We start from the raw sequence: 24,238 nt of genomic DNA on the forward strand, positions 1-24,238 counted from the left end.
AGTTGGCGGGTTATTGAGTTGAGGCTTTACTTACCTGACCCGGATATACCATCAACATTGATGAGTCGAAGGCGCTGGTAGATGCTGGGGCTTTGGTGGCTTCACGCGTCTGGTGTTTGGTAACCACCTGAGCAATAGGCTTGCCATCGAGGTTTACTGTGCTGTTAACCTGTATCGTCTGTCGGCCAGCGGGAGGAACAGCTGGAGTATCTCGCCCCTGATACATGCCTTTCATTCCAGTGGCCATATCAACATGGCCGCCAGAATTACCCTGAGATGCTAACGCAAGAGCGGTTTTTGAACGTGGGGCTTTAGGGCCTCCCGTAATCGCATTAATGTCACCAAGCAAGCTCATTGCATTGCTTCTAACCTGCCTCTCTTGGGTCGTCAGTATGTTGACGCCGGGAAGTTGGTTCAGGTAACCAATGATGGTGTTAAAGAGAGATGCAAAGCCCGAGTCCACCTTCTTGCAGAAGTTATCCAAACTTGTCCAGACACCCCAATTCGCAATATAGCTACCTACCTGCTTAATCCTGCCCCAGATATTGGTGGCAATTCCTTTAAATTCCACCCACATCTCTTTTAGTGCCGGCTTTATTTTGTCCCAGTTTTTGTAAATCAGGACTCCAGCACCAGCAACTGCCGCGATAGCCCAAACTACCGGCCCCCCAAGCATTGTCACCACCGAGCTAACTACACCCAAGCTGCCTACAAGTCGGGCCGCTGTGATTGTTGCACCGAGCAGTAGGATGCCACCGGTTAAGAGCGACAGACCAGCAACAGCGGTTGCTGAGTACATCGCAATTTTGGTTGCCCAAGGGTTATCTTCAGCAAACTTGCTCACTTTATCGATGAATCGAGCAAATCCTAGCGTGACATTTGTGATCGTCGGTAGCAATTGAAGCCCCATTATTGCTTTGAGGTTCGTCCATGCGGAAGAGAGTGCTGAAGCAGCGCCATCAGGGGAGTTTAGGTAAACATCGTAAGCCGAATTAAAGTCTTTGGCGTGCCGGAATATTGCGGCATCCTTCTCCAATTTACTGGCATTGAGAATGTGCTGGCCGAGGAATCCACCGGTGTTCCTGTTAAAGTTTTTGGCAACCATCTCGGCTACTTGCGTGTCCGTTAGTTGCGCGCCATATCGCTCTCTAATTTTAGCTGCCATGGCTGCTGCCAATTGGTCCGGATTGGCAAACATCCGCACATACTCATCTTTAAGCCCGCCACTTAATATCGATTCACCACCGAGGCTTTGCATGTATATTGCGCGCTCACTTGGTGACATTCCGTTCATGGCGTTTTTCATCAGGTTGAGGCGGGCTTTACTCACTCCCTCATCGTACATTCCCAGCTCAGACAAAAATCCTTTCGCTTTTTTGTCCATATGCCCGCCGATAAGCGAACTGAATGATGTCATCAACGCTGTACCGGATTGGAAGCCACCGTTTATGGACATCAGTCCAGCGAACTCACCATAAAGGTACTTTGGATCAAGTAGCGTATAAGCCATTTTGCCCGATTGTGAGGCAGCCAAGAAATCTTTTGGGCTTACACGACCTTTAGAAGCAAGCTGAACCTGAGACATCCATTCAAGCTCTTTTTGAAATTCTGCTGGATTGTTAACGACTGAGCCGCCGCGATGCTCAAGCGCCCTGGCAGCTGCGTTAACCATCCCATCCCTAGCATGATCTCCAAGAGCCATGCCTATGGTTGACTCGTATTTAGCGAACATCGGAGCCAACTCAATTGAATGGTGTAAATCGCCCAGAGCGGTGTGTAAATCTTGAATTAAGCGGATATTACCGGCAATTGTTGTGCCAAGAACCTGATGAGAAACAACCTGCGCTGTAGTTGTAACCGTAGCATTATCTTGAGCAGTTAGATTAATAGTTTTGAAGTCGTTTTGAGCCTTCACAAGGTCGTTAGCGGCCTTGATAGTTGCGTCCAAGCCTTTGGTGATCACTAAGCCTACGGCAGTAAGCGCCCCGCCAGCCAGCGTCATTTTACCAATCTGCTCCATCTTACGCTGGAACACTTCCGCTTGCTTGTTGGTATCACCGAACTTGCGAGATATCGCCAGTAGCCCGGCCGATACGTTTTCGGTCATCGACAGCCTGACCGCTACTTTATAGGCTTCAATGTCCATCACAACTCCAATTATGGGCAATAAAAAAACCCACCAATTGGTGGGCTTTTCTAGTGCATAGCTATTATTTCCGCTTAAGGAACATTCTCTGAATTGAGTAAACTGTTCCACCAGGCGCTTCTACGTTAACCAGCGAAAGGTACTGAGGGTCATTACTAACAACCACCAATCTTATTTTTCTCAAAACTAACAAGTCATAATATTGACCATCAGTTGTGGTCGCTATTCCGCTGTCACCTTTTTTTGCTGTGACAATAACTTCTGAACCGGGCGGGCATGTTTGTCTTGTGCACGACCCGTATAATTCTGCGTATGTTGTATCATTTCTAAAACTTGCAGCCATGTCATCATCAGATGCAGCATGAGCCATACCAATTACTAACATCCCAAAAAGTAGCAATAGCTTCTGCATAAGAACCCCTTAAAATATTAATACCGAAAAGTTAGCAACAGTTGGCATTTAAATTTGAGATATTAATTTTTTAAGAACTGCAACAGCTATTAGACTTTTTCCAATATCCATGTTCAGGTATTTTGGTTCATTACCGTATTGGATTACTAAGGTTTCATTATTATCATCAGCATTAATCACCTTTCCAATCGGACATTCGAAGCTTTTTTCACTACCAGAGAAAATGACCCTCTTATTAGTTATTGATAGCTCCCCCATTGAAATTTTGGTTAAAATTCGCTCTGTATGATAAGACCTCGTACTACCAGTTGAAACAGAAAAACCTTTGGCTACTCTCACCCTTGCAGAGCCAGAACCAGTGCTATATCTCTTGCTTCTCATCTCATAAAGTTCAGCCTCTGTAGAAAAGTGGCAGACTTCATTTTTCTTCAGCAAGGCCTTTAAGCTGAGTTCTACAGGTAGATCGCCAGAATTAATGCGACTGACTAGTAATTGGCTCGCATGGATGTCATTGCTATTTTTTTGATATTCAAGCCGATGCCCAGCGTCTATAAATTCGTTTTTTTTGTGTCGGTAAGTAGAAACGCCTCCAACAGTCAACAATGCAGCAAAGGCTGCACCGGGAAGGTTTCCAGCAACAAGAAAGACAAAAGAAATTCCGCCAAGTATGTAGATAAGACACATCAATGCCTTATTACTGTAATTCTGCATATCCCTATCCCCATCCCCATCGTAAAAGTTAGGAGTAATCCTAGCCCCGACTGGGCGCAATGGGAAGCAAGAAACCCGCCGGAGCGGGTTAAATTAAATCGTCATAACCCAGCGAAGGGTGGATAGCGTGGCCTTTTGTTATTCCCTCAACTGCGGCTTTGCCGATGATGCGCCGGATGAAATTTCCGTTATGGATGACAGCAGGCCCAAGTACCGGGCGCGGCGGCATTCTTGTCGTGCCAAATTCAAACCACGGCGCTTTCTCATCTTTAGATCCAACCACAGCCTCTAATCCATCAACTTCGAATTGCCAGCTGTCACGAAAACCGCCGGTACGCTCCAGAGGAGCATCAGCAGGAAAACCCTTCCGGGCTTTATCAGCTTCAGTGCTATCAGCAAGATCATCCCATTTGTTAAACGGTCCAACTGATGCCTGATAGTGCCCCACCTCATCTTTAGCGGTTTCTGCAATTCTGCGTGCCGCCTCTTCCAGCCCGTTCTTCATGCTCTTATGCAACGCAACATCTAATGCTGCAAACTGCAAGGCTGCACCAAGGAAGCCATTCAGTTCTTTCATTTTTGCTCCTCCCACTGCCAGTTTTGCCAGTTGAACTTGGCGCCATCCAGCTCAGAGAAAACTATCGACATTGCGTCGCGCTCATGAGGCTCAAGTGTGACCACGTCAAAAACAGTCGGGAATGGAACCCCGTTTTTCACAAGCCAGCAACGGCTGCGAAAATCGGGGTTCGTTGCTAGTTTTTTGTGGCCGCCTTAACGCCTTCGCTGTCACCCTGCCCATTGTCGTCTTTAGGGAAGAAGTGCTTTGCAAGCGCATCCATACCCTCACGACCGAGGATGCTGATCATCGCGTCAATTTGAGCCTGATTCTGAGGACATGAATATTCGTCGCCATCAATCTCAGAAACTCGTGCTGCGGGAATCGCATAAACGTTCACGTAAACCGCATTCATTGCAGCTTGACCACCCATCGCCAGAATTAGGCGCGATTCCTGCAAGGGGTCGAGGTCACGATACTTGATGATGCGGCCACGAGCATCCTTCACCTGGTTGGATTTAACTTCTGCTGCCACCGCTGCCGGCTGGTCATTTTCGTGCACAGTTACCTTTGGCATTCTTTATCCTTAATTCACTTTTTTGCGGCGGTTAGCGGTGAATGACAGCGTCTGGCTGACAGTCTTCTCGCCCTGTTTGTTACCGGCATCGGTCAGATGGAATGACACGCCTTCATAGCGATACACGCTGATGGTGCCATTCGATTCTGTGATGCTCTCGGTAATGGTCCCGCGCTGCTGATCGATACCGTTGAAGTAGTTGTTTTCCCACTGCGCCCAGAAGTCATCCAGCGTGCCATCCATGCGCTCAGCGGTGATGGTGCCATTCCAGCCTGTGGGGATTTGCAGTTCATCACTCACGCCATTCAGCGGGGTAATTTTCTGGTTGGAAACCTGCGGCTTAGCGTCGAAGGTCATAATTTTCGGGATGCGCAGTTTCCCGGTTGGCGTGGTGATATCAACAGCGACATCGCGGCCTACTGTGTAGCCAAGTTGCGGCATGGTGTTTCTCCAAAAGAAAGCCCCGCATTAAGCGAGGCCTGAATGGTTAGCTGGATGGGTTGTTGGATACCGCGATAGTTACGCTGCCACCGCCTTCCAGATTGACAAGGAAGTAGCGCACCACGTTCAGATACTTGACCTGCACATCCGCTACCATGTAGCCGAGCGCAGCCTGTGAATCAGAGTTATTCGACGAATCCAGTTTCACAGAGAATGCCGGGCCGCCGTTGGGGTCACCAATCATCTCCTGATCTTCAAGATTAGAGAGGAATGCCTCAATGGTGCTCTTTGTCTCGCGACGCAGTTCGGCCGTCTGGTTCTGGCCCACTACATCACCAAAACTTGCCGCGATGGTCAGCGACAGGAAGTTGGTCATGCGGGTGTAGGTGTCGTCGTTCTGGCTCTGCACAGAGCTGCAATTACGGCCAGAGCGCATGCCGAAGTAATTACCGCCCGGGCACGGGTTGGTGATCACATCCAGTCGAGCTGAGTTGATCGCGCCAATCTCAGATGTCGAGTAAGGCTGATTGGCCAGCTGGCGCTGAGTAGCAATGATATTGCTGATGCGCTTGTTCAGAGTGGAGATATGCGGTGAACGGGCGGCAATATTGGCTGCCTCGAACGTGGCAGGAGCAATCATGCGGTTCACACCGTTGACCGTATCTTTCCAGTATCCCCAGTCGCCCACGATGGCCTTGAAATGCCAGTCATCCACACCGACGTTATTCAGCAAGGTGCTCAGCGCTGAGTACGTGGTACCCGATGCGCCCTGGCTGATCGCAAATGAACCTTCGGCAGTGGCGAACGTTGCCATGGTCGGCCACGCGCTGCTGTCTGTCAGGTCAACAAGGTTCATCACCTGTGAGTTGGTACCGCGCAGCGCATACATCCCCTTGCGGGTAGTGCTGGTGCCGTCAGTGCCGAGCAGAGTGGAGTCAGTGATGGTTGTCACGCCATCGGTACCGCCCGCCATGGTGTAGGTTTTGGTCACATCAGGCAGTGCGGTGCTGGCGCCCACGTTAGCAACAGCCAACTGACTGGCTCCGCGAATGCTGGTCTGTCCGTTGTTTACCGCGCTTACGATGTTCTGCCAGAGGGCAAGGCCCGTGCCGGTGATGTTATCGAAAATCTCAGCACTCTGGCCCGGCAGGTTAATCGTCAGTTTAAACGAGTTAACCGCGGTACCGGCGGTGATAGCCGCCTGCAGCGTGTTGCCGCGCGTGCCGGTGTAAATAGCAGTTAAAGTCAGGCCTGTCGTAGGGGTGCTGGCTACATCCTTCATCGCAACGGTTGCAGCGACATCCGTTCCGTCAGTGACGCGCACGCAGTGCAGATTAGAGGCACCCAGTTGCAGCGAAATAGCCACGGCTGTAGCCAGATCGTATTTGCGTACCTGAGGCGAACCAAGATAAAGCGCCTGGTCGGTGTCGGAACCAATCAGAAACGCGCTGTTTACCGGCCCCCAGCTGCCAATGCCGACGAGGCCGAGGCCATCAGTTGCCACACCATTGATGTAGCGGGTTTTCGGCGCAATCACCTGCACGTACAAATCAGGTGCAGAGAGCGCAGAGGTGTTCAGACTGCCTGCTTGATAAACCGGCATGTTCTTCTCCAATAAAAAACCCGCCATCGTGGGCGGGTCTGGTTGGGACTGAGGTGAATTACGCGGCGCGTTTAATCACGTAGACAGCCTGGTCGCCACCAAGAATTTCTTTGATGGTGGTGACATCTGTAATTTCTTCGCCAATCTGATAATCGGCAAAGGCGATGCGAACGACGAGGATATATCCCAGCGTTTCAGCTTTTGCGGCAGTTGTTGTAGCCGCCGTAGTAGTTGCCGTCGCTGCGGTGCTTGTGGTCTGCGCGCTATCGGTATCAGCCATGGTTTACTCCAGAAGGGTTTTAATCAGGTTGCCTGAGGCGTCAGTGACGTGCATAACGGGAGCGACGATCTGCGGCGCGGCAATAGTTTGGGTGGTGGCATAGTTGACTGTATAAATCAGGTCTCGCCGGTAAATAAGGTAGTTTTCGCTGGCGTCGGTATCAAACTGCCGCGTGTAAAACAGCAAAGATGGCGCACCGTCACCCAGCGAGATACTGCTGCTTTCAGACAACATAGCGTCAACAGCAGATGCAATGAGTATCCGCATGGCCGGTGTGGGTGCCCAGATGGTTATCTGGAAATCCTTTGCCTGCCTGCGAAGCTCGCGCATCGCCGTACCAACGCCGCCAGTACGGGCGACAACAGAGCCACCACTCGCCAGCGTGATGACTGCTCCGCTGCTGGTTGCGCCCGGAATCTGGTTAGCCATAGCCGTGGCAACTGTCGCCAGCGTGTCGCCGCTCTGCACGGGGTAATGATATCCGGTACCGTCAATCAGGAAATACACGTTTGTTGGCACTGAAACAGCGCCGGAAAGCGTAATATTCAGCCCATCAACGGTGGCAATCATCGGCGGGTCGCCCTTCTCGATAACCCTGTACGGCCTGCCCAGCTCGCTACCAATCTTCCTTTCAGATGGCAGCGCCCAGATGGAAATGTGCGCGCCACTGGCGTTGATATCCTCCTGGAGTACGTTAGGCACCGGCCAGCCCGGGTAAATCTTCACAACTGAGCCGGAAATACTCGGTGATGAGGTGCCGTTTGGGTACACCGTTGAGGCGATCATCCCGGCAATCGTGTTGCTTACGTCAGATGAGTCAGCCATATCACACCAGTGCCTGCATTGCGGTTATGCGCCAGCCCATATCAGTGAGTTCAGCGCTGGAAATGACGTAACGGCGGCCAATGTCGTCGGTGATGATGTCGCTGGTACGCAAAACGATGTCACCGAAAGCCGGAAACAGGATTGCGTACCACGGCGTTTTGGCATCTGCGGGCAGATTGACGGGGCTTTTCTCCCCTTTCGTACCCTGCAGGATGCTGGCAGGCCAGCCAGACATTATCGCGACTTCATTTGCTGCAGTCGTGCCGCCATATCCCTGCACACCGCCGCCACCGGGTGCCTGTGACGTTCTCAGCACTTTAATAGTGCGATTGGTCTGCACGCAGTAAATCGGCAGCGTTGTCTGCATAGCGGCCACGAAGAAAGCTCCATCCTCCGGCGACACCAGAAAATCACCCGGTACAAATTCGCGCCCGTCGAACACGCCCAGCCAGGTGGCCTGACCGTACTTATTCGGTGCGCTGTAGGTGAAATTCGTGGTGAAGGATGCTGGCAGCGTCTGCAGAGATGCGGTTTCGAGAGGATTGAATGCGCTGGCTGCCCGATACTGCCGGGCGCTATATCCGATACGCTTCGCTGCCTTACCGTAGCCGATGTAAACCTTCTCTCTCAGCTTTGCAGCATCCATTTCAGCACCTGACTATCTGCGTGGTTCCGTTACCAAGCGCAGTCCCGGGCGCTATGCCAATAAATCCGCACAACTCGCGACGCCACTGATTGAACAGCCGCGTGCGGTCGCGCACTTCATTGGTGTTTCGCTTCCAGACTGCAGCCTGATCCGTATCGAGGTTGTCACCTGCGCCGGTGATGGCTGATTCGAGCGCCTTTAGCGTGGTGACATAGTTCACCACCACGGCCTCTTCCTCAGCGCTTAACGTTGACAGGCGGTGATAAAGTGTCTGCCAGGCACCTGAGGACACCCAGCCGTAAGCCATATCGCTGGTATCCGTGGCAGGAATATCACCCTGCATCGGATAGCCCATAAATCGGCGCACATCCACAAGTTGACCGGCAGTCAGCATTATTCAGCCTCTTCCTGTTTTACCGCCCAGCCACCTGAGTAGTAGTTTTTCACTTCTTCAGGATGAACCTGAGCGGTGTGCGGTGCCGGATGAACTTCCGGATCACGCACCATCGTTACAAACGCTACGGATGAGGCATTTTGCACATCAGCGCCAGCCTCGGCGTTAGTGCCGGTTGTGACTTCAATGCCATCAGTAATGACCTCTGGCGTGTTGTCTTCGGTTCCGTCAGCTTTCTTAGCCATGATTATCTCCGGATTGCAGCCGCCGGTCTCCCGGCGGGTTAAGGATTAGCCCAGCAGAAGTGCGGTGTGCTCAGGCTTGATGTTGGCGCAGCCCCACGCGGCGGCAATTTCGTAATGCACGCGCTTGTACTGGCGGTACATTGACACTTCGAACGCCATGCCGGTACGCGGATCGGTGATGGTGATGCGGTCATCGGCCATATCACCTTCCTGCGGCAGCGCCGGTGCGCGGGTTGCCAGCAGAATCGCTGAGCGGCTGAACGCGAAGTTAGCGGTGAAGCTGGCCGCCAGCGTAACGGTGGCGCCAGTCGCTACATTCTCACGTAGGCCCGGCGCGCCGATAGCCAGAGAGCCACCTGACAGGACGCTGGTCACAACGTACTTGTAGTTGCCGATAGTGATGATATCGCCAGCCAGAATAGTGCCAGTGCCAGTCTGTACCGGGATGATAGTGGTGCCCACGGTCAACGCGCCGTTGGTTACATAGCTTGCGCCGGTGCCCGGAGTGTGAGTGACCACACCTGCGGATTCACGCACTTTGAAGCCGTGAAGCTCCAGCAGCGTACCCTGAGCGCGCAGCTCGTCGGTGCCCGCTTCGTTAGCCTTGGTCAGCTGGGCCAGTGTACGCAGGTTTGCACCCGCTGTGGTGTCGATAACACACTGCAGTTCGCTCAGCGGCGCGCCGTTATCAGACAGGATTTTGCGGACCTGCGCGGTGTCGCTCAGGTCTTTAGCAAATGGCGTGGTGCCAGCGGTACCAGCGGCGCGGGATGAGATCAGGGCCAGTTTACCCAAGTCTGATTCCATCTCGTTGACCAGCGTACGCATTGCCTGCGCAATCTGGTTGCGACGAATATTGGCGTAGCCCGGGCCGTTATTAACACCCTTCTGCTCTTCACCCGTCCACTGGAACGGCACCATGCGGGACTTCTGAATGGTGAATGGCGTGTTGCCGATGTTCTGGTCACCGGTGTTTGGTGGCAGCTGGCCGGGCACGACATCCTGCGCAGCAGCGGCAGGTGCGATCGGGATGCGGATTGCTTCGCCCACCGCTGCACGTTCTGCAGAGGGGTCCAGCGTGACAGCAGGGATGAAGCCGGTCAGTTCGCGGGACACGATATCGCGCGCCGCGAACAGATCAGGGATAAGGCCGGTGAGGTTGTTAGCCATTCAAGTTTTTCCTGTTAATCAGTAATAGTGACACCGGCACCGATCTGGCTGCTCTGGTCCTGAGGACTGAGCGACTCAAACTGCGCACGGCTGATAGTTTTGCCGCCCGTACCACCATTGCCGCCGCTGGAGCCGCCGCCTGATGCGCCGGTGCCTTTGAGGATTTGGTCTTTATACGGGTAATTTTCGACGAGGATGCCCAGCGCTTCATCGAAACCAGCCGGTTCACCGGGGTTGCTGGCGCTGAAAATCTTGTTGCCTGCTTTGTCGTAGGCGATGACGCTGTCACCTTCGAGTTTGAAGCTAGAACCGAAGCGTGATTCCACCATGTCGGCAGGAATGTTCAGCTTGTCGGCGATGAACTTCGAACGTGCGAAGCTGCCACCCACTTTTTCAGCAATCAGGCGACCGCTGAGGTCGTCGCGCTCTTTAACAATGGGCGCGTACTTCTCTTCAACTGCCTTGATCGCTTCTGCGCGGACCTTGTCGACTTCACCGGCATCCACCAGTTTTTTGTCGTCGAGGTTTTTGATGACTTCGAGCGCTTTGATAGCCGCCTTCGGATCGGCAATACCTTCAAACGTTTTCAGGGAGGTCTCTGCCGCTTCAGCGCGCTCACGATGAGATTTGGCCTCACCGTTAAGGCGTGAAATTGACTGGAGGGTGCCTGGTGCGTCAAAAGCAATTTCTTTGCCGTCATCGTTCACGTAGACAGGTTTGCCATCGGATACGACCACATGGCCGTTTTCGTCGAGTTTCAGTTTCATAGCGGGTTATCCAACCTTATCGGTGAGCCATCCGGCCCGTTTCGCCGTTCCGCATCCGCAGATTTCGGCAATAAAAAAAGGCCCATGCGCGAGCATGAGCCTGTGTCTTTGCGGCTGGTAATCAGCCGGTCAGCGTTGTCTTGGTTTCACCCGGGCGAGGTGCCTGTTTCGCGATGCGAGTTTGCTCGTCCGCCCAGTTCAGTTCGATGTCAATCAGCCCACGACGCTGCATCTCGTTAAACAGCGTCTCACTGGAGAGCGCGTTAGCGACATTCATATCCATGAGTAGTGTTGCGGATGCCTCGGCAAGCGTGGCAGCGCCAAAGTCGCGGAAGATGGTGACTGTGCCGCCATCTTTCTCCTTAATCCACTCTGCCGCATACTGCAGGGCCAGATTAGCCGCATCAGTCAGGTCACCAACTATACGCTGTAATGCGCAGGTGCCTGCCTCATTGTCAGCCACTGTCTGTGCGACAGTCTGCCGACCTGGCTTGATGACAAGCAACTCGGCGCCAATCTGCCGCATGAGGTCTTCGAGGTCGCGCAGGTCGGTACGCCCGGCCTCAATGGCCTTGCCGGTGTGCTCAACATATTTGAGGTCGGCGTCATCTTCATCGGAAACGATGGCGTTTGCGGCACCTACCGTAATTGGCGCATCACCAAGCTTACGACCGAACAGGATCGGCACGCGGGCAACATGCAAAATAGTCTGCTGATCGCTGCGAGACTGCCAGTGTTCGATGTTGAGGAAGGCGAGTTGTGCCAGCGGCGGGCGGGATTGCATGAAGCCACGCTTATCGCCGTAGACAGGCACAAACGTGATTTTATTCAGGCTGGTTACGCCTTCTTCATGCAACTGCCACTCCAGAACATTTGAAGCGTTGATTTTCTGGCGATAGGTGCGCCACCGGCCCGGGTTCAGCACGCGAACCTGCTCAATTTCCTTAACGACAAACTCATTTTCCGGATCGCGCTCACTTACTGTCTCGACAAAGCGGAGCATGGTGAATGTCTCGCGCCCGTCAATGCGCTTTGAGTCGAAGTCGAGCAGGCTGTTTGCCCCAATCTTTGCAAAGTAGGGTCGCAGGCCGCGCCTTTTTTCCTCGGCTACCGACAGGTTGCCTTCGGTTGGCGGGTGCTCAACCAGAATGCCGCAGATGCCGTTAGCCATTACCTCTTCACAGATATCGGCCAGGAATGAATGCAGGTTGGTACCCTGCTGATCGATATCAGGGAACATCTGCTGAATGCGCTCAGGCACCTTTTTCTCATCCCACGAAACCGGGCGAGAGAATGGCTTGCCGCTCAACACCTCGACGGTGCGTGAGAAGGCCGGAACCAGCGTGGCCGTAGCGAGGCGGTTCTTATAAAAGCCCTCGTCCTCATTAGGCCACTTGGGCAGATACATTTTGCCCGCATCGCGCATGGCAGAGGTGCCGCCCAGCAGAGCGGCAATCATCGGCCAGCAACCGGCAATGGCCTCGATTTTTGCGGACCGCTTGCGAACGTCATTACTCATTGTGTTTTCCGGTTAGGCAGAGAAAGGTCTGACGGTTACGCCTTTCGGCTGGAACAGTTCGGTAATTGCCCAGACCAGCGCATCAAGGCGGTCTGGTGATTTTTTGGCAGTAGCTGGCACGTATTCCATAAGCTGATTTTCCAGCGTATAGAGGTTGCCGCGATGCGCCACACGCCCCTGCTCATACAGAGCAGATATAGGTTCAGCACGGGCGTATTTGCCTTTGCTGGCGTGCACACGGATGATGCGACCGGTATACCCCGCGTTGCGCAGCGTATCCTCGGCCATATCGCCACCCTGGTTAGTTTCGATCACGATCGCTTCAGCGCGGTGCTCGTTATAAGCCCATATGGCTTTTTTGGCCCAGCCGTTCGGCGAGAATTTGCCGGAGTAATCGCCATTGACCGAAAACAGGCGTTCATTACCTTTTCCGTAGGAACTGGCGGCCACGATACCTGTTTCATCACTGTCCTCATTGTTCACTGCCTGAGGGTCAATAGCGATAACGGTACGGGTCGATTCTATGACGATTTGCAGCGCGTGAGCGCTGGATATCATCGCCTCGTTCCACAGCGCACCTTCAGCATTGAAGCGGCGAGGCTTCTGCATATACTGCGCTTCGGCAGTGCGTCGGTGCGAGAACAGCGATATCCGGTGCGTTTCATTGTGCTTAAACGGCCATAGCCAGCCATCAGGCAGGCCATGATCAATCGGTATCGCGTGAGTGTTTTCCGGGTAGAGCGCGCTGTATGACTGGCTGTTGTCGATAATCACCGGCAGATTGAGGTGATGCCACTCTTCCCCGCTGCCGCCTCGCAGCAGGTAACCGCTCAGGTCGTGATAGTGAATGCGCTGCATGATCACAATCATCGGCGTTGTTTCGACGGCCAGACGTGATTTGATGGTTTCGTTAAAGCGGTTATTCACGCCGTCACGCACGATTTCGCTGTAAGCGTCATCAGGCTTTACCGGATCATCAATAATCAGACTGCCCTGCCAGCCCGGCTCCATATGCCCGGCACGAAAGCCGGTAACCTGACCCGCAGCGGACGAAGCATAAACGCCTCCGCCGAACTCGTTCCACCACATCGCCTTACTGTCTGCGTCATCGCGCAGCGCCATCGGCCACATCGACTGATAAGCCTTCGACTTAATCATGGTGCGGGCAGTTGATGAGTTCAGCAGGGCAAGATTGTGCGAATACGACAGGTGCATGAAGCGCGCGCGGCGGTTAAGCGCCAACCCTCGCCCCATCATGTTGATAGTTGCCAGCTCAGTTTTGGTATAGCCAGGCGGAACGTTGATGATCAGCCTTGTGATTTCGCCATCAATCACCCGGTCGAGCGTTTGCTGAATAACCTTGTGATGCGGCGCTACAATCATTTTGCCGTCGGTGCGCTGCTTAAAGAAGTAACGGGCGAAATACATGCCGTCTTCTTCACACTCAATTTTTCGCGCGTAAATCTTCTGCTCAGCAGTCGTCATCCTCCAACATCTCCCGCCGAGCAGCTTTGTATTCGTCTTTGGTCAGCGTTGCCGACTCAATTGGCCCACCGTCTTTTCCCGTATGCTCAACCTTTTGCTTGTTCGTGTAAGCGTCACCGCACTCTTTGGCAGCCTGTTCAATCAGGGTTGCAGCCAGCGCCATGTTTCGCATGTTCTCAGCCTTGTTCATCATCCGGTCGAGGGTGCGCAGGCGGTAGGCTTTGTTGGCGATCGGGATGTCGGTGATTTCGGTCTGGAAGCGAGTGCGGGTCACGTTGAACAGGTCGACCCACTTCTGACTCAGGCTCTTCGCCATCGCGTTAGCCGGGTCATATGCTGACACCTGCTGACGCGTGACAGTCACCCTGAAATTCTCTTTTACAAGCTCGATCACCTTTGCAGGTGTGTCATAGCATGCGAGGGATTGAACGATGAAGGCTTTAACCTCTGTCGATAAAGCTGCCACAGGTCACCTCCATGACAAAGCAGATAAAAGTTATGCCAGTTTCATCAGGCACGTACCGCATGCTCTGGCTATGTTGATGTTTGCCACTTCTGCCGGTCTGGCAGCGGCCTCAATAAGTTCCTGAACGTCAGCGCTTGCGCCATAGCGGCGAACCACTCCGGTGAACTCTTCCACGTCGTGGCCACGCAAGCACAACTTAGGATCTCCATCTCGCGTGAACTTAGGTACGCCAAACTCATCGGTGGCTTGAGCGATGTGGTAAAGCTCATGCTCTACCAGAGCGCAGAATTCAAGGTCACTGCATTGAGAGCAGTAATCGGCCGCCAGCGTGATGATGAACTTCGGAATTCGACCGAACCATTCATGCATCTGCTGTTCCACTCTGGCTTTCTGCCATCCACCGGCGCGGAGCATTACTTGTTCGGCCTGGCCGAGGACGTAGCGCCCTTTCTTCGCGAACGAGTCAGACGCCCACATGAAGCAGAGATCGGCCTCAACCAAGTGCTCGTGGTCAGGGTTATGGATGCTGCCGGTATCGCTGATGATTTGGCGATTTACCCACTCATGCACTTCATTGGCGGGAATGAGCCGGGTGTATGGATGCCAACTCTCGGAGTCGCTGAAGTTAACTGGCGGATAAGGCCTGCGCTCGTCATCGTTAGCCATGGGTTACTCCGTTGTTACTTCTTCTGTCTGCTCTACCGCTACTGGCGTGAATTGCACACGCTTCACATCGGCAGGAGCGAAATACAGCCACTCGCCCGTCTCAGTCGCCAGCGGCACTAAGCCGTTAACCAGCTCAGGCTGACGGCGTGACATCTTGCCCGTGAAGCTTTCACCTGTTTGGGTGGTTAGCGTGATTTGGTAGATTTCGGACATACCAACCCCCAATATGTTATTTTTTGTAAAGTATTAAGTGTTATTTGTATATATTAAGCTTTTCATTTCATAAGGATGAACTAAATGAATAAGGTAATGGCTTGGTTGTCAGGGTTGTTGTTCTTGGCCGCACTTGGTTATGCATTCTACTTCTCAGAGCGAACGGCAGTATCTTTCGCTTTTTTATTCGCCGCCTTTGCGTGTACTGAGTTATTTATAGACTGGTCTGGAATTAAGGATGGCGGTTTAAAAAAGATCGGGCTTACTATATGTAAAGCTATACCCGTTATAGCAGCAATTGTTCTGGCTTTTAACCCAAACCTCTAATTCTTAGAGGTGTTTATTGCCCGCTATAAAAGTGGGCAATAATTTACCCACTTTCACTGGGTAGTGTCTCCTTCCATCAACGCCACCATGTCTGGATCTATCTGGCTTACAATCCTCTCACGTGCGCAGCTGAGAAGTTTCTTTCTCCCACCAACGCCCCACTTATTCATCGCCCTGGCGCAAGCACTGACCTCTTTTGTCTCAGTTGCTATTAGCAAGTCGAGACGGTTAAGCCGGTTCATGCTGCTAATACCGCTAAGCACAGCTTCTCGGAAAGTTTCGTACACCTGGATTTCGAACTCCGGTTTAATCCATGCCGCATAGCGAATAGCTAATAATTCGGCGGCCCAAACACCTTGGCTCACGCCACCATTAACAATGTTAAGTGATTGATTTTCTTCCAGACGACATTTTTGTCCTCTGGAATCAAGCGCAGAAACGAAACGCTTTACGGCTGCACTCCGAATAAATTTGTTAGGCCTTTGGGATTCCGTCGCCTCTCCATTGACTACGGCTGCGGCATGTAGATCGTTAAGGTTGTATCTTCCTTCCGAGTCAACCCGGACAGAGATACCGTAAACATTCACAGTTTGATTTGTCATGTCGGTAATTACCTTTTAGTGATGAACCTTGTCTCACAGGAAATCCGGCCCTCAGAGGCTCCGACAGCCAGCCGGTATCCTCAAGGGTCATCCTGAAAGGTTCTGAGTGGTAAAATGCGCGTGAGATGCGCGGTAAATACGTATAAAAAAGCCCACACATTTCTGCGCGGGCGATTTTCCTGAAAGTTACATCTCAATTGTTGAGATTCTTTATTTCAGACACTGCTCTTTGATGTAGTCCTGCAAATAACCAACCTGCTTCGTCACTGTGACGATTCGCTCTCTGAGGGTGAAATAATCCCGTTTAGCGGCGTCAGTAAGTAGGGCTCTACTAGCATCATCGGGCGCACTCGAAAATGCGCCCTGTGATGATCTTACTGCTTTGAATGCAGTTAGATACCGCCAAACTCTACGCTATCTCGACTGCAATCGAGTAATGCCATTCCATTTTGCGTTCCGTTGGTGTCACTCCTCTGGCTAAAAGGAACCATCCAAATGTTGTCGCTAAGAGAAGCATTATCAACATCTACTAATAAATGGGCCTTTTGCGCAGCATCCTGAACCTTTGAAAAGTCGTCGAAACCTTCATGCTCACCTGTCCTAGCGGCAACCACTTTTCTGACAATTGTCCGACTGTCGTAGTGCTGGCAGGCAGTAATGTCAGCTGTTACTACTTTGTCAGGCTTGTTGATGATAGGAACGGCAATCATTCCAATTAGAACAATTGCTACGATGATTAGCACTAACAAGACTCCAACACGCAAAGATTTCATGACTATTCCCTATCTTAAGCATTACATTAAGATGAGAATTATACTCATTAAGACTCAAAACTTAACATGCGTTTGACCGTTAATTTCAATTTTATAAGGTACTCCTTTGAAGCGCTCCCCCATCCAGCGACCGATGGTGGTGAGATCTTCATTCGTCTTGGTTCGATGAGTGCTGGCATCAAAGTCATATTTATCAGGAACTTGAGCCCTAATCACACCATCGAATGCCCACGACCCGGTTGCATTTCGAGTAAAGACACCATCCATTTGAAGAGTAATGTTTCCCAGGATGTACTCCATCACATAGTTAGAACGTCCGGTATCATATGGGAATGCAAACGTCATGTTATATGTCCCGGGCGCCCCAATCGCGTTCATTCGGCTATTAAAACCAGGAATTTTATCCGCTGTGAGGAACTGCAAAGCAAGGGTGTTGATATCAACGCTCATAGATTGACCATTACCCCAGAGGAAGTTACCAAAAGCGCTCGCGATTGCGTAAGGAGAGTTTCCTAATTGTTTTGAACCGCCATTCAAAGGAAGATCAGTCCGCTCTTTTGAATAAAATTTTTGAGCAACATAAATTCCATCATTTGGATGTTCAATTTCGCATTTATTCAAGAAAATACAGTTACGGAACCAGATTAGAGAGTTCTTTTGCTTTTCAGCTTCGGATTTTGCGCTTTTAATAATCTTGGATAATGCTGGCAATGAACGGTTATAGTAAGCGCCGGACTGAAAATCAATTGCGATCGCAGCCTCTGGTGGCGGCCCGCCAACCATGCTTCCACTACCGCTAGACATTGGCATTAGTGATGCATCGGGATTTCCAGCAGGTACAGCAGGCACAGTTCCGCTAACAACAATATCGCCCATAAAAACCTCTCCTATATTCGGTTTTAGAAATTAACTGATGATATTTTTAATGAATATCACACGACACACTTTGAGATGCGCCTTGTGATATCCACTTATACAAATAGAAAGCCCGACCAAAGTCAGGCTATACAGATGTGCGCTTATTTATGTGCTTAGTAGGCATATAATCGCGAGGCGATTACAGGTATTTCTTCACCATAGCTACAAGCTCATCTTTAGCTGATGCACCTAATGTAGCGACACCGCTTTCTACAAACGCCAGCGCTGCTTCGAAGTCCTGCACGCCTGCTTTGACTTCTGCTGTCGGGGTGATTACTTCAGCGGTAACAGGCTCTGCTGCAACTGGCTGTACGGTGGTTGCGTCATTCAATGGCTCAGACATTTGGTTGCTCTCTTCTTTAGGATGGATAAACAGGCTCTTCAGCCATGTCAGAAATTTGGTCATTTTTGCCGTTCCAGTTCTATTTTACGGATGGCGGCCTTATCACGGTTGCAGTTGGCAAGTGAGTTGAGCAGGCGCTCGTTCAGCTCCAGACTGTCGCCCCATGTGAACGGTTCAGGGATAAGTGGTACTTCGCAGTCAGCCAGCAGGCTTACCGGTATCTGTACCGGTGGCACCTGAACGTACTTTGTTTCGGTTTGCGCGCAGTTGGTCAACAGCGGCAGCAGGAACAGGCTGAGTAGCGCACGGATCGCCTTTAATCGCCTGACGAATGATGACCACCCTTCCCTCGCTATCTGAGTTACTGGCCTGATTATCATCATGGGTTGCCTGGGCGATGTCGTTGAAGAGTGCTGTGGCTCTCAGAACATTGGTTGTGATGGCCTCGGCCGATGTCTTTTCCTGCTTCAGTTGTTCATTCTGCAGGGTGAGTAATGCCTTTGAGGATGACTGAAGCTTTACCGTGACGCAGAGAGCCATGACCAAAAGGATCAGGACCGCAATAGCGACCGCATCCCATTTGATTCTACTTAAGGTCATTGGCGTTCTCCGCCAGGCACAGTGAACGCTCCATGTCACGGCGGTTCATCAGTCCGCGCCATTTCTGTCCGCCTGCATACACCCATCGGCGCATCTCTTCGCACGCTCCGGTCACATCGCCCGCATTGAGCTTCTTCAGCAGGGATGATTTCGAGAATGCAGATGATCCTACGTTGTAGGTGAAGCTGTAGAGCGCGGCTTTCTGGTATTCACCCAGGGGGATTTTTACCAGTCCGTCAACTGACTGCTTAACCGGCTGAAGGTCAGCGCTCAGAAGGCGATCGCATTCACGGTCGGTGTACTTCTTGCCTTTGATGATGTCGTTGCCGGTATGACCATCGCAGACAGTCCACACGCCAGCCACATCTTTGTAAGGCTCGTACACGCGACCCTCAACGCCATCTTTGCCACCGAGGAACACGGTAGCAATCGCGATAGCACCACCACCGGCAACAGCGATCAGCTTATTGCGCAGATTACTGGACATAGCCATGGGTTAATCCTCGGTGGTGACATCGGGTGCGGTGGGCCAGCGCTGGAGCGCAGCGATTTGCGCGTTGGTGGCCTTGCGTTTGTAATACCAGTTGATGCCGAGAGTAATAAGTGCGACCACGATACCGGCCAGCACACCCACGGCACTCCACTCATCGGGACTCAGCTTGGTAAGCAAGCCGTTTGCTATTGTCCCGGCAGATGCGCCATAAGCTGCGCCTGATGCCAGTTTGCTCATATCGATACTCATGTGACCCCCTCTGTGTTGAGGGAGCTGGCTCAATTAGGAATTGTCTACTTTCTGAACTGAGCAAGCCCGGTTAGCTTTAATCTTGTCGAGAGAGAAAAGCCCGGTTGCTGTTAGGTAGCCAAGATTGAATAATCCGCCTGAGTGCGGATTTTTTTTGCATAGAAGGCGCCCGCTATCACACAGGGAAACCCATGAGGTCGTGCTTGTTGGCAGGGGCGAAATAAAAAAGGCCCGCCGAAGCGAGCCTTTTTGTTTTTGTGCTTTGTGATTTTATAGGGAAGATTGGTGAAACCTAACTGAAAGGTAATACAACCCTAATAAAGTCGTGGTTATCAAGTTTATTAGTATCAAAGAGTAAAGACCCACAAATACTGTTTTTACAAACCAAAGCACTTCTATAGAGCTGAGACCAATGATCCATGCAGAAATCATTTTCCCCAAAAGAATTGACACAAGTCCAACGCTAAACAATATAAAACTCATGAGCGCAAGATATCCAAAAAGAAAGCAAACAAATCTTCTTCGTGTAAGCTCGACTTTGATTTCAGTCCCACGAAACTTTTCTAAGAGAATTGGCGGATCTCCAGCCATTACCTCGTCGATAGACGCATTACTGAAGGTCGAAACTGCGGCTAAAGCAGCAATATAGAACCCTATCAGGACTTGCAGCAACCCATTAACTTGTACTATAAGACCACTGCTACCCACTAAGGGAATTTGATCGTGGCAAAAAAAATAAACTGCCATCGCAAGTACAGCCCCTAGCGACGGTAAAATAAAGTCGTACCATTTTTTTTCGCTATGTCTGATACGCAGATAATTTAATGGTGAAAAAAGTTTCATATTGAAACCTCGATTATAATAGCCCTTTCATCTTCCTCTCCAGTTCCTGGTGTATCGTGCTTTCACACTGATTTATGCCGGAACCGAGAATGATTTTTTCACTTTTTGTAAAGAGCTTAGTTGCTGCATCCTCATTCCTGTCTAAATCAAGGCTAGCTTGACGACCATCTTTAGAATAGCTGATAGATACCTTGCTAAAGCCCGACTGCTGACCTTTCTTTCTTAAAATTTCCAATAACCTTTTTTTATCTGCCAGCGGTGGTTGCTTTACAATCTTATACCTCACTGACCGTTCTGCTAGTTCAGTGTAAGCGGTTTTGTCCATGCCACCTTGCTTACGAGTGCTGACCAGCTTTACATTATGCAGTTTTGCACCCTTCAAAGTGTCCAGCAAGGTTTGCGAGCCATGCGAAAAAATTTCAAGCTTTGGCTTCAGCTGGCACATTGCTTTTGTCGCTGGATTTTTGAACTCTTGACCAATGAATGCATCACGAAGCATTGCATTGAGAAAAGGCTGTAGGATTGATTTGCTTATACCCGGTACTGTCTCAACTAAGGTTTTGAAATGATCTGCGGTATGCTGGGCAACTGTGGTTGAGATCATTACATGGCTTGAAACAGCTATTCCTTCTCCTGCAAGCTTGGGCTCAACGCGAAGTTGCCCTGTCGTGAGTTCGCCAAAAACTGGATCTGACCCGTTTTTATCACAAAGCTGGATAAGCAAGATTGCTTCTGAATCACCAACTTTGTAAGTCATCTCAGAAATTCGCACTGCACGCGTACCTTGATTGTACAGCCGGACAGCGTTTCCTGCATCCACTAGGTTTTTCAGGTTCCTCAGGATGTCGATAACAGGTATATCAGGCGCAGCCGGATGAGTCGGCTGAAACGCAAAATCGAAGAAAGAAACCCATCTTTCATAAGTTGACAACATTGAACAGCCCTATTCGTTAGTAATAGCCCTAGTACAACTTAACGAATTAGGAAAAAAAATAAAGATACAATGAGAAAAACTCTAATTTTTAGCAATTCATTTATGGAGCCTTTAGTCCTAAAAATTCCAGATATTATCCCCGACGCTAAGCGGTAAATACGGTCATCGTCATGACCGAGGAAATATTTGGCGGCCAAAGCATTCGAACCCGCGACCAATCGGTTAACAGCCGAACGCACAACCACTGTGCTTCTCACCCGGATTTCAGGCAATAAAAAAGCGCCTTCGGCTGGTAACCGTGGCGCTTTTAATCACTCACTTGTGATGGAACTGCTCAGTTCGCTTTGCTTCCCGAGCATATATGAATATGCCAGGCTTCCATGCCCTTTGTCTTTAGCTATTCGTGCTATTCATTCTCTTTAGGCAGCTATTTTAGGAATCTCCTTCTCCATTTCTCGCTTAATTGCGTAAAACATTTCTCCTTCGAGGATGTCCAGCGCCCATTCCATTCTGTTTCTTGCTTCCTTGGTGCTGATGCCAGTGAAATAAATCAGCGATGCACCGATGTTTTGCACGCTCTTGCGTTTGCAATATCGTAATCTGGCTACGTTCTTAATCGGGTTGTCCTTCCCGAAGGTTTTAACCATGACAGCTTCAACGAAAGCAGCATCATCTGATTCTTTGGCGAGAGCGATGATGTTTGCTGTTGAGGTTTGTGGCATCAGCAGGTCTCGGGCTTTGCGGAATAGCTCTTCACCACGCAGGCCTTCACAGTGCAGCTCTGACACGATTTTCTCTATCTGCTTACCCTTCTGCTCACTCCATTCGCAGCGCATCATAAGGCGGCCGATAACGTTCACTTCACCGCGATCGTAATCTTCATTGCCGAGGTGCTGGCCCCAAACTGTGAGCATGTGGCGAACCCACGCCTGCTGTGAGATGTTGATGGTCTTCCATCCATTGCCAAACAGTCGGCGCATATCTGCAGAGCTACGCACACCGGCGAGCCTGACGATTTGCTGAAAGTCTCTTTCAATGCGCATGTTTCATCCCCATGATTTTGGCTGTGTGCTTGATGATCCGGTAATCAACCGGGAAGGTATTGCGGGCGCGGTACATCCTGAGAAACCGCCACTTGTCTCGCAGGTAATCGGCGATCATTTCTTCCTCCGCTTGGTGATTTTTTCGGGGCTGGCCGGGTAGCTGGAGCGCTTGCGCTGAACCGGGATCGGATGAACGGGGTTAAATCTGCTGAGTAATCTGGTTAGCCAGGTCATGCGGCTTCGCTCCTTTGTTTGATCAACTCACGGGTTTTCTGCCTGTAATGCGCCGCCAGTTCCTGCAACTCTTCCCGCGTCCACTTTTTCAGCTCTTGCGGCCCCATCAGGCGATCGAATGCAGCCTGACCGATTTTCTTAATCAGGTTTGGCGTGTAGTTTTCGATGTTTCCGGATAGGTGCTGGTTACAGGGAACGCACTGCTTATGGCAGTTGGTTTCGTCGTAACGTGTGGCCGGTGATGCGCCGCGTGTGCGGTAGTGGCCTGCGTCATATTTTCCATCGTGAAAGCGACCGCAGCTTATGCATGGATCGGCGGTGTCGCGGGAGCGGATAAACTCGTTGAAGGCGGCTTGAGCTTGTTGGTGGAAGTGGCTGAGGGGCTTAAGTGCTAACTTGCGGATCTTGAGGTTACGTTTTTCCTGCTGTGCTTCTTTCTTTCTGACCTGCTCCTGCTGATGTATTCGTTTCTTTCTGGCTGCTGTTGCGAGTTGCTTTATCAGTTCGTCCTGGTGCTCATCGCAACACCACCACTGATAAAGAGTAAGGGGCTTATAGCGCTTTTTGCATATTCTGCATTTACGCACCTTCGGTGTTTTCCTTTCTTCAGGCATTGCACCTCTCCTTTTTGCGGTCATCATAATATCTCAGGTCGTCGCCATTGAGCGGCATAAGGTATTTAGAAGGGAAAATACACCAGCCATAATTTCTGAAATCCCTTAACGAGACGGAAAATTTTCCAACACATACAATATCGCCAACACACAGCCAGCCGCCCGTGTTAGATGGCATTTGTCCGCAGGTACCATCTGGTGCATTAAAAAATTCTCCAGCCTCGCACCAACCCAGTAATGTTACAGACTTGCCGACGTTTTCTGGATTCACTGAGTCAATTACCAAAGCAATGCAACCTGCTTCTAGTCCTGATTTCATCGGATTTTCTCCACATGATAACATTTGGCCCTAATTCATATTCATAAGGACCGGGATGTTTTAAAGCTATTACAGGTAAGACATGGTTAATACTTCAAAATTTATCTTTGTTCTAGTTTAAATATTAGGTGGTAAATTAAGAATTGCATGACGGAATTAAGACACTTCATCTGTGCGTTCCTTTTGAACATAATCGGGCCAATATTTATTGAGGATGATTGCCGGTACCTTCAGCTTTAGTCCGAGCGAGTGGGCCTTACCTGTGACAGCAGACACCGATTTGTTTATAGCGGCTGCCATCACGGGCACAGGAACCTTTCCGGCGACGCGCTCGATGTAAGCCAGATCCTTATCTGACCATGTTTTCTTAGGCATTTTGATCGTCCTTCAGTTTTTGATATTCGCTATCGTGCGGAATGGTCAACGCCAGCCCGAACTGTGCGCACCACTGCTCAACCTGATTTAGGAAGAAGTGCATATCTCCTGTGTCAAGGCTGAATGTATGGCGCGGCTCGTAGGAGGTGACCTTCTCGCCGGTAACGAAGTCGGTATAGGTAATCTCTTCGCAGCCAAGGTAAGTGCGCTTTAGGTTGCGCTTTACCCAATCAGGCGTGGCGTCGATACGACCAGACTTGATGAGATATTCGCTGATTTCGCCAAACCACATATGGGCGAGGCTGTTCTGAGAAAAGCTACGTTTTTCTTTCCACGGCCTGAGGATTAGCCGGTAGCAGTCGCCGGATTCGAGCAGGGGTTGAAGCTGTTGCCCGATAGCGCTGAAGTTTGCCTTATGAAGTCTGATGCCCTCTTTTGGTATCTCCATA

36 protein-coding genes and 1 pseudogene are annotated in these 24,238 nt (G+C 50.9%); 1 reads left to right on the top strand and 36 read right to left on the bottom strand.

The features are described 5' to 3' along the window. Positions 1–10 precede the first annotated feature (10 nt). The 19 genes from F3J37_RS01880 to F3J37_RS01970 form a co-directional block, all read right to left on the bottom strand. Positions 11–2,146 carry a phage tail tape measure protein gene (locus F3J37_RS01880; RefSeq protein WP_166931400.1) on the bottom strand — a complete coding sequence of 712 codons (2,136 nt, stop codon included), beginning with the start codon at positions 2,144–2,146 and terminating at the stop codon, positions 11–13. Between the two features lie 64 nt (positions 2,147–2,210). Beyond that, positions 2,211–2,558 carry a hypothetical protein gene (locus F3J37_RS01885; protein ID WP_166931402.1) on the bottom strand — a complete coding sequence of 116 codons (348 nt, stop codon included), beginning with the start codon at positions 2,556–2,558 and terminating at the stop codon, positions 2,211–2,213. A gap of 48 nt (positions 2,559–2,606) precedes the next feature. Beyond that, on the bottom strand, positions 2,607–3,269 hold the full coding sequence (locus F3J37_RS01890) for a hypothetical protein (RefSeq protein WP_166931405.1): 663 nt from the start codon (positions 3,267–3,269) through the stop codon (positions 2,607–2,609). An 88-nt stretch (positions 3,270–3,357) separates the two neighbouring features. Beyond that, entirely contained in the window at positions 3,358–3,846 is a 489-nt protein-coding gene (locus F3J37_RS01895; protein WP_166931407.1) for a phage virion morphogenesis protein, read from the bottom strand. A gap of 175 nt (positions 3,847–4,021) precedes the next feature. Continuing rightward, the gene (locus F3J37_RS01900; RefSeq protein ID WP_166931410.1) at positions 4,022–4,402 is read right to left on the bottom strand and encodes a hypothetical protein; all 381 of its coding nucleotides are present in this window, start codon (positions 4,400–4,402) and stop codon (positions 4,022–4,024) included. A gap of 9 nt (positions 4,403–4,411) precedes the next feature. After that, the gene (locus F3J37_RS01905; protein ID WP_166931412.1) at positions 4,412–4,843 is read right to left on the bottom strand and encodes a hypothetical protein; all 432 of its coding nucleotides are present in this window, start codon (positions 4,841–4,843) and stop codon (positions 4,412–4,414) included. A gap of 46 nt (positions 4,844–4,889) precedes the next feature. Next, positions 4,890–6,446, bottom strand: coding sequence for a phage tail protein (locus F3J37_RS01910; protein ID WP_166931414.1), 1,557 nt, complete (start codon positions 6,444–6,446; stop codon positions 4,890–4,892). A gap of 58 nt (positions 6,447–6,504) precedes the next feature. Continuing rightward, positions 6,505–6,726, bottom strand: coding sequence for a hypothetical protein (locus F3J37_RS01915; protein ID WP_166930968.1), 222 nt, complete (start codon positions 6,724–6,726; stop codon positions 6,505–6,507). A gap of 3 nt (positions 6,727–6,729) precedes the next feature. Then, positions 6,730–7,551 (bottom strand): hypothetical protein, encoded by an 822-nt coding sequence (locus F3J37_RS01920; protein ID WP_166931417.1) that lies wholly within the window; start codon positions 7,549–7,551, stop codon positions 6,730–6,732. Between the two features lies 1 nt (position 7,552). Beyond that, positions 7,553–8,197, bottom strand: a complete 645-nt coding sequence (locus tag F3J37_RS01925) for a hypothetical protein (protein ID WP_166931419.1) — start codon at positions 8,195–8,197, stop codon at positions 7,553–7,555. 1 nt (position 8,198) lies between these two features. Then, positions 8,199–8,591 carry a hypothetical protein gene (locus tag F3J37_RS01930; RefSeq protein WP_166931422.1) on the bottom strand — a complete coding sequence of 131 codons (393 nt, stop codon included), beginning with the start codon at positions 8,589–8,591 and terminating at the stop codon, positions 8,199–8,201. Then, positions 8,591–8,836, bottom strand: coding sequence for a hypothetical protein (locus F3J37_RS01935; protein WP_166931424.1), 246 nt, complete (start codon positions 8,834–8,836; stop codon positions 8,591–8,593). The genes F3J37_RS01930 and F3J37_RS01935 overlap by 1 nt, the downstream gene beginning before the upstream one ends. A gap of 45 nt (positions 8,837–8,881) precedes the next feature. Continuing rightward, positions 8,882–10,006, bottom strand: a complete 1,125-nt coding sequence (locus F3J37_RS01940; protein ID WP_166931427.1) for a major capsid protein — start codon at positions 10,004–10,006, stop codon at positions 8,882–8,884. 14 nt (positions 10,007–10,020) lie between these two features. After that, entirely contained in the window at positions 10,021–10,773 is a 753-nt protein-coding gene (locus F3J37_RS01945) for a DUF6651 domain-containing protein (RefSeq protein WP_166931429.1), read from the bottom strand. Between the two features lie 121 nt (positions 10,774–10,894). Further along, complete coding sequence (locus F3J37_RS01950; protein ID WP_240154048.1) at positions 10,895–12,292, bottom strand: DUF4055 domain-containing protein; 1,398 nt, start codon at positions 12,290–12,292, stop codon at positions 10,895–10,897. Between the two features lie 12 nt (positions 12,293–12,304). Beyond that, positions 12,305–13,777 (bottom strand): phage terminase large subunit family protein, encoded by a 1,473-nt coding sequence (locus F3J37_RS01955; RefSeq protein WP_166931432.1) that lies wholly within the window; start codon positions 13,775–13,777, stop codon positions 12,305–12,307. Then, a complete protein-coding gene (locus F3J37_RS01960; RefSeq protein WP_166931434.1) occupies positions 13,764–14,243 on the bottom strand; it encodes a DUF2280 domain-containing protein in 480 nt (159 codons plus the stop codon). The genes F3J37_RS01955 and F3J37_RS01960 overlap by 14 nt, the downstream gene beginning before the upstream one ends. A gap of 30 nt (positions 14,244–14,273) precedes the next feature. Beyond that, positions 14,274–14,909, bottom strand: a complete 636-nt coding sequence (locus tag F3J37_RS01965) for a putative metallopeptidase (protein WP_166931437.1) — start codon at positions 14,907–14,909, stop codon at positions 14,274–14,276. A 3-nt stretch (positions 14,910–14,912) separates the two neighbouring features. Then, positions 14,913–15,122, bottom strand: a complete 210-nt coding sequence (locus F3J37_RS01970; RefSeq protein ID WP_166931440.1) for a hypothetical protein — start codon at positions 15,120–15,122, stop codon at positions 14,913–14,915. Between the two features lie 84 nt (positions 15,123–15,206). On the opposite strand from F3J37_RS01970, the gene F3J37_RS01975 reads away from it, so the two are divergent. Continuing rightward, positions 15,207–15,449 carry a hypothetical protein gene (locus F3J37_RS01975; protein ID WP_166931443.1) on the top strand — a complete coding sequence of 81 codons (243 nt, stop codon included), beginning with the start codon at positions 15,207–15,209 and terminating at the stop codon, positions 15,447–15,449. 53 nt (positions 15,450–15,502) lie between these two features. Here the strand turns inward: F3J37_RS01975 and F3J37_RS01980 are convergent, their stop codons facing one another. From F3J37_RS01980 to F3J37_RS02055, 17 genes and pseudogenes are all read right to left on the bottom strand, one after another. After that, positions 15,503–16,051, bottom strand: a complete 549-nt coding sequence (locus F3J37_RS01980) for a KilA-N domain-containing protein (RefSeq protein ID WP_166931446.1) — start codon at positions 16,049–16,051, stop codon at positions 15,503–15,505. A gap of 210 nt (positions 16,052–16,261) precedes the next feature. Continuing rightward, positions 16,262–16,423 (bottom strand): annotated as a pseudogene (locus F3J37_RS01985) (lysis system i-spanin subunit Rz); the annotation flags it as partial. Positions 16,424–16,443: 20 nt separating this feature from the next. After that, entirely contained in the window at positions 16,444–16,824 is a 381-nt protein-coding gene (locus tag F3J37_RS01990) for a hypothetical protein (RefSeq protein WP_166931449.1), read from the bottom strand. Between the two features lie 54 nt (positions 16,825–16,878). Beyond that, complete coding sequence (locus tag F3J37_RS01995; RefSeq protein ID WP_166931452.1) at positions 16,879–17,700, bottom strand: lipid II-degrading bacteriocin; 822 nt, start codon at positions 17,698–17,700, stop codon at positions 16,879–16,881. 181 nt (positions 17,701–17,881) lie between these two features. Beyond that, positions 17,882–18,148: a hypothetical protein gene (locus tag F3J37_RS02000; protein WP_166931455.1), complete on the bottom strand. Its 267-nt coding sequence runs from the start codon at positions 18,146–18,148 to the stop codon at positions 17,882–17,884. Further along, complete coding sequence (gene lysC / locus F3J37_RS28605; protein ID WP_444505530.1) at positions 18,145–18,321, bottom strand: Rz1-like lysis system protein LysC; 177 nt, start codon at positions 18,319–18,321, stop codon at positions 18,145–18,147. Before lysC ends, F3J37_RS02000 begins: the two co-directional genes overlap by 4 nt. Beyond that, entirely contained in the window at positions 18,284–18,685 is a 402-nt protein-coding gene (locus tag F3J37_RS02005; protein ID WP_166931458.1) for a DUF2570 family protein, read from the bottom strand. The genes lysC and F3J37_RS02005 overlap by 38 nt, the downstream gene beginning before the upstream one ends. After that, positions 18,672–19,172: a lysozyme gene (locus tag F3J37_RS02010; protein WP_160833501.1), complete on the bottom strand. Its 501-nt coding sequence runs from the start codon at positions 19,170–19,172 to the stop codon at positions 18,672–18,674. Before F3J37_RS02010 ends, F3J37_RS02005 begins: the two co-directional genes overlap by 14 nt. A 9-nt stretch (positions 19,173–19,181) precedes the next feature. After that, positions 19,182–19,427, bottom strand: a complete 246-nt coding sequence (locus F3J37_RS02015) for a phage holin (RefSeq protein ID WP_160833405.1) — start codon at positions 19,425–19,427, stop codon at positions 19,182–19,184. Between the two features lie 270 nt (positions 19,428–19,697). Then, entirely contained in the window at positions 19,698–20,270 is a 573-nt protein-coding gene (locus F3J37_RS02020) for a hypothetical protein (protein ID WP_166931461.1), read from the bottom strand. A 13-nt stretch (positions 20,271–20,283) separates the two neighbouring features. After that, positions 20,284–21,204, bottom strand: coding sequence for a hypothetical protein (locus tag F3J37_RS02025; RefSeq protein WP_240154049.1), 921 nt, complete (start codon positions 21,202–21,204; stop codon positions 20,284–20,286). Positions 21,205–21,623: 419 nt separating this feature from the next. Further along, positions 21,624–22,247 (bottom strand): hypothetical protein, encoded by a 624-nt coding sequence (locus tag F3J37_RS02030; RefSeq protein ID WP_166931464.1) that lies wholly within the window; start codon positions 22,245–22,247, stop codon positions 21,624–21,626. Next, positions 22,237–22,365, bottom strand: a complete 129-nt coding sequence (locus F3J37_RS02035) for a YlcG family protein (RefSeq protein WP_166931467.1) — start codon at positions 22,363–22,365, stop codon at positions 22,237–22,239. Before F3J37_RS02035 ends, F3J37_RS02030 begins: the two co-directional genes overlap by 11 nt. A gap of 112 nt (positions 22,366–22,477) precedes the next feature. Then, positions 22,478–23,095: a recombination protein NinG gene (locus F3J37_RS02040; RefSeq protein WP_166931470.1), complete on the bottom strand. Its 618-nt coding sequence runs from the start codon at positions 23,093–23,095 to the stop codon at positions 22,478–22,480. Next, on the bottom strand, positions 23,088–23,414 hold the full coding sequence (locus tag F3J37_RS02045) for a hypothetical protein (protein ID WP_166931473.1): 327 nt from the start codon (positions 23,412–23,414) through the stop codon (positions 23,088–23,090). The genes F3J37_RS02040 and F3J37_RS02045 overlap by 8 nt, the downstream gene beginning before the upstream one ends. 156 nt (positions 23,415–23,570) lie before the next feature. After that, entirely contained in the window at positions 23,571–23,789 is a 219-nt protein-coding gene (locus F3J37_RS02050; protein ID WP_166931476.1) for a hypothetical protein, read from the bottom strand. Continuing rightward, entirely contained in the window at positions 23,782–24,237 is a 456-nt protein-coding gene (locus tag F3J37_RS02055; RefSeq protein WP_166931478.1) for a YbcN family protein, read from the bottom strand. The genes F3J37_RS02050 and F3J37_RS02055 overlap by 8 nt, the downstream gene beginning before the upstream one ends. Between the last annotated feature and the right edge of the window lies 1 nt (position 24,238).

It is taken from the genome of Candidatus Pantoea communis, from assembly GCF_011752685.1.
Classification (GTDB): domain Bacteria; phylum Pseudomonadota; class Gammaproteobacteria; order Enterobacterales; family Enterobacteriaceae; genus Pantoea; species Pantoea communis.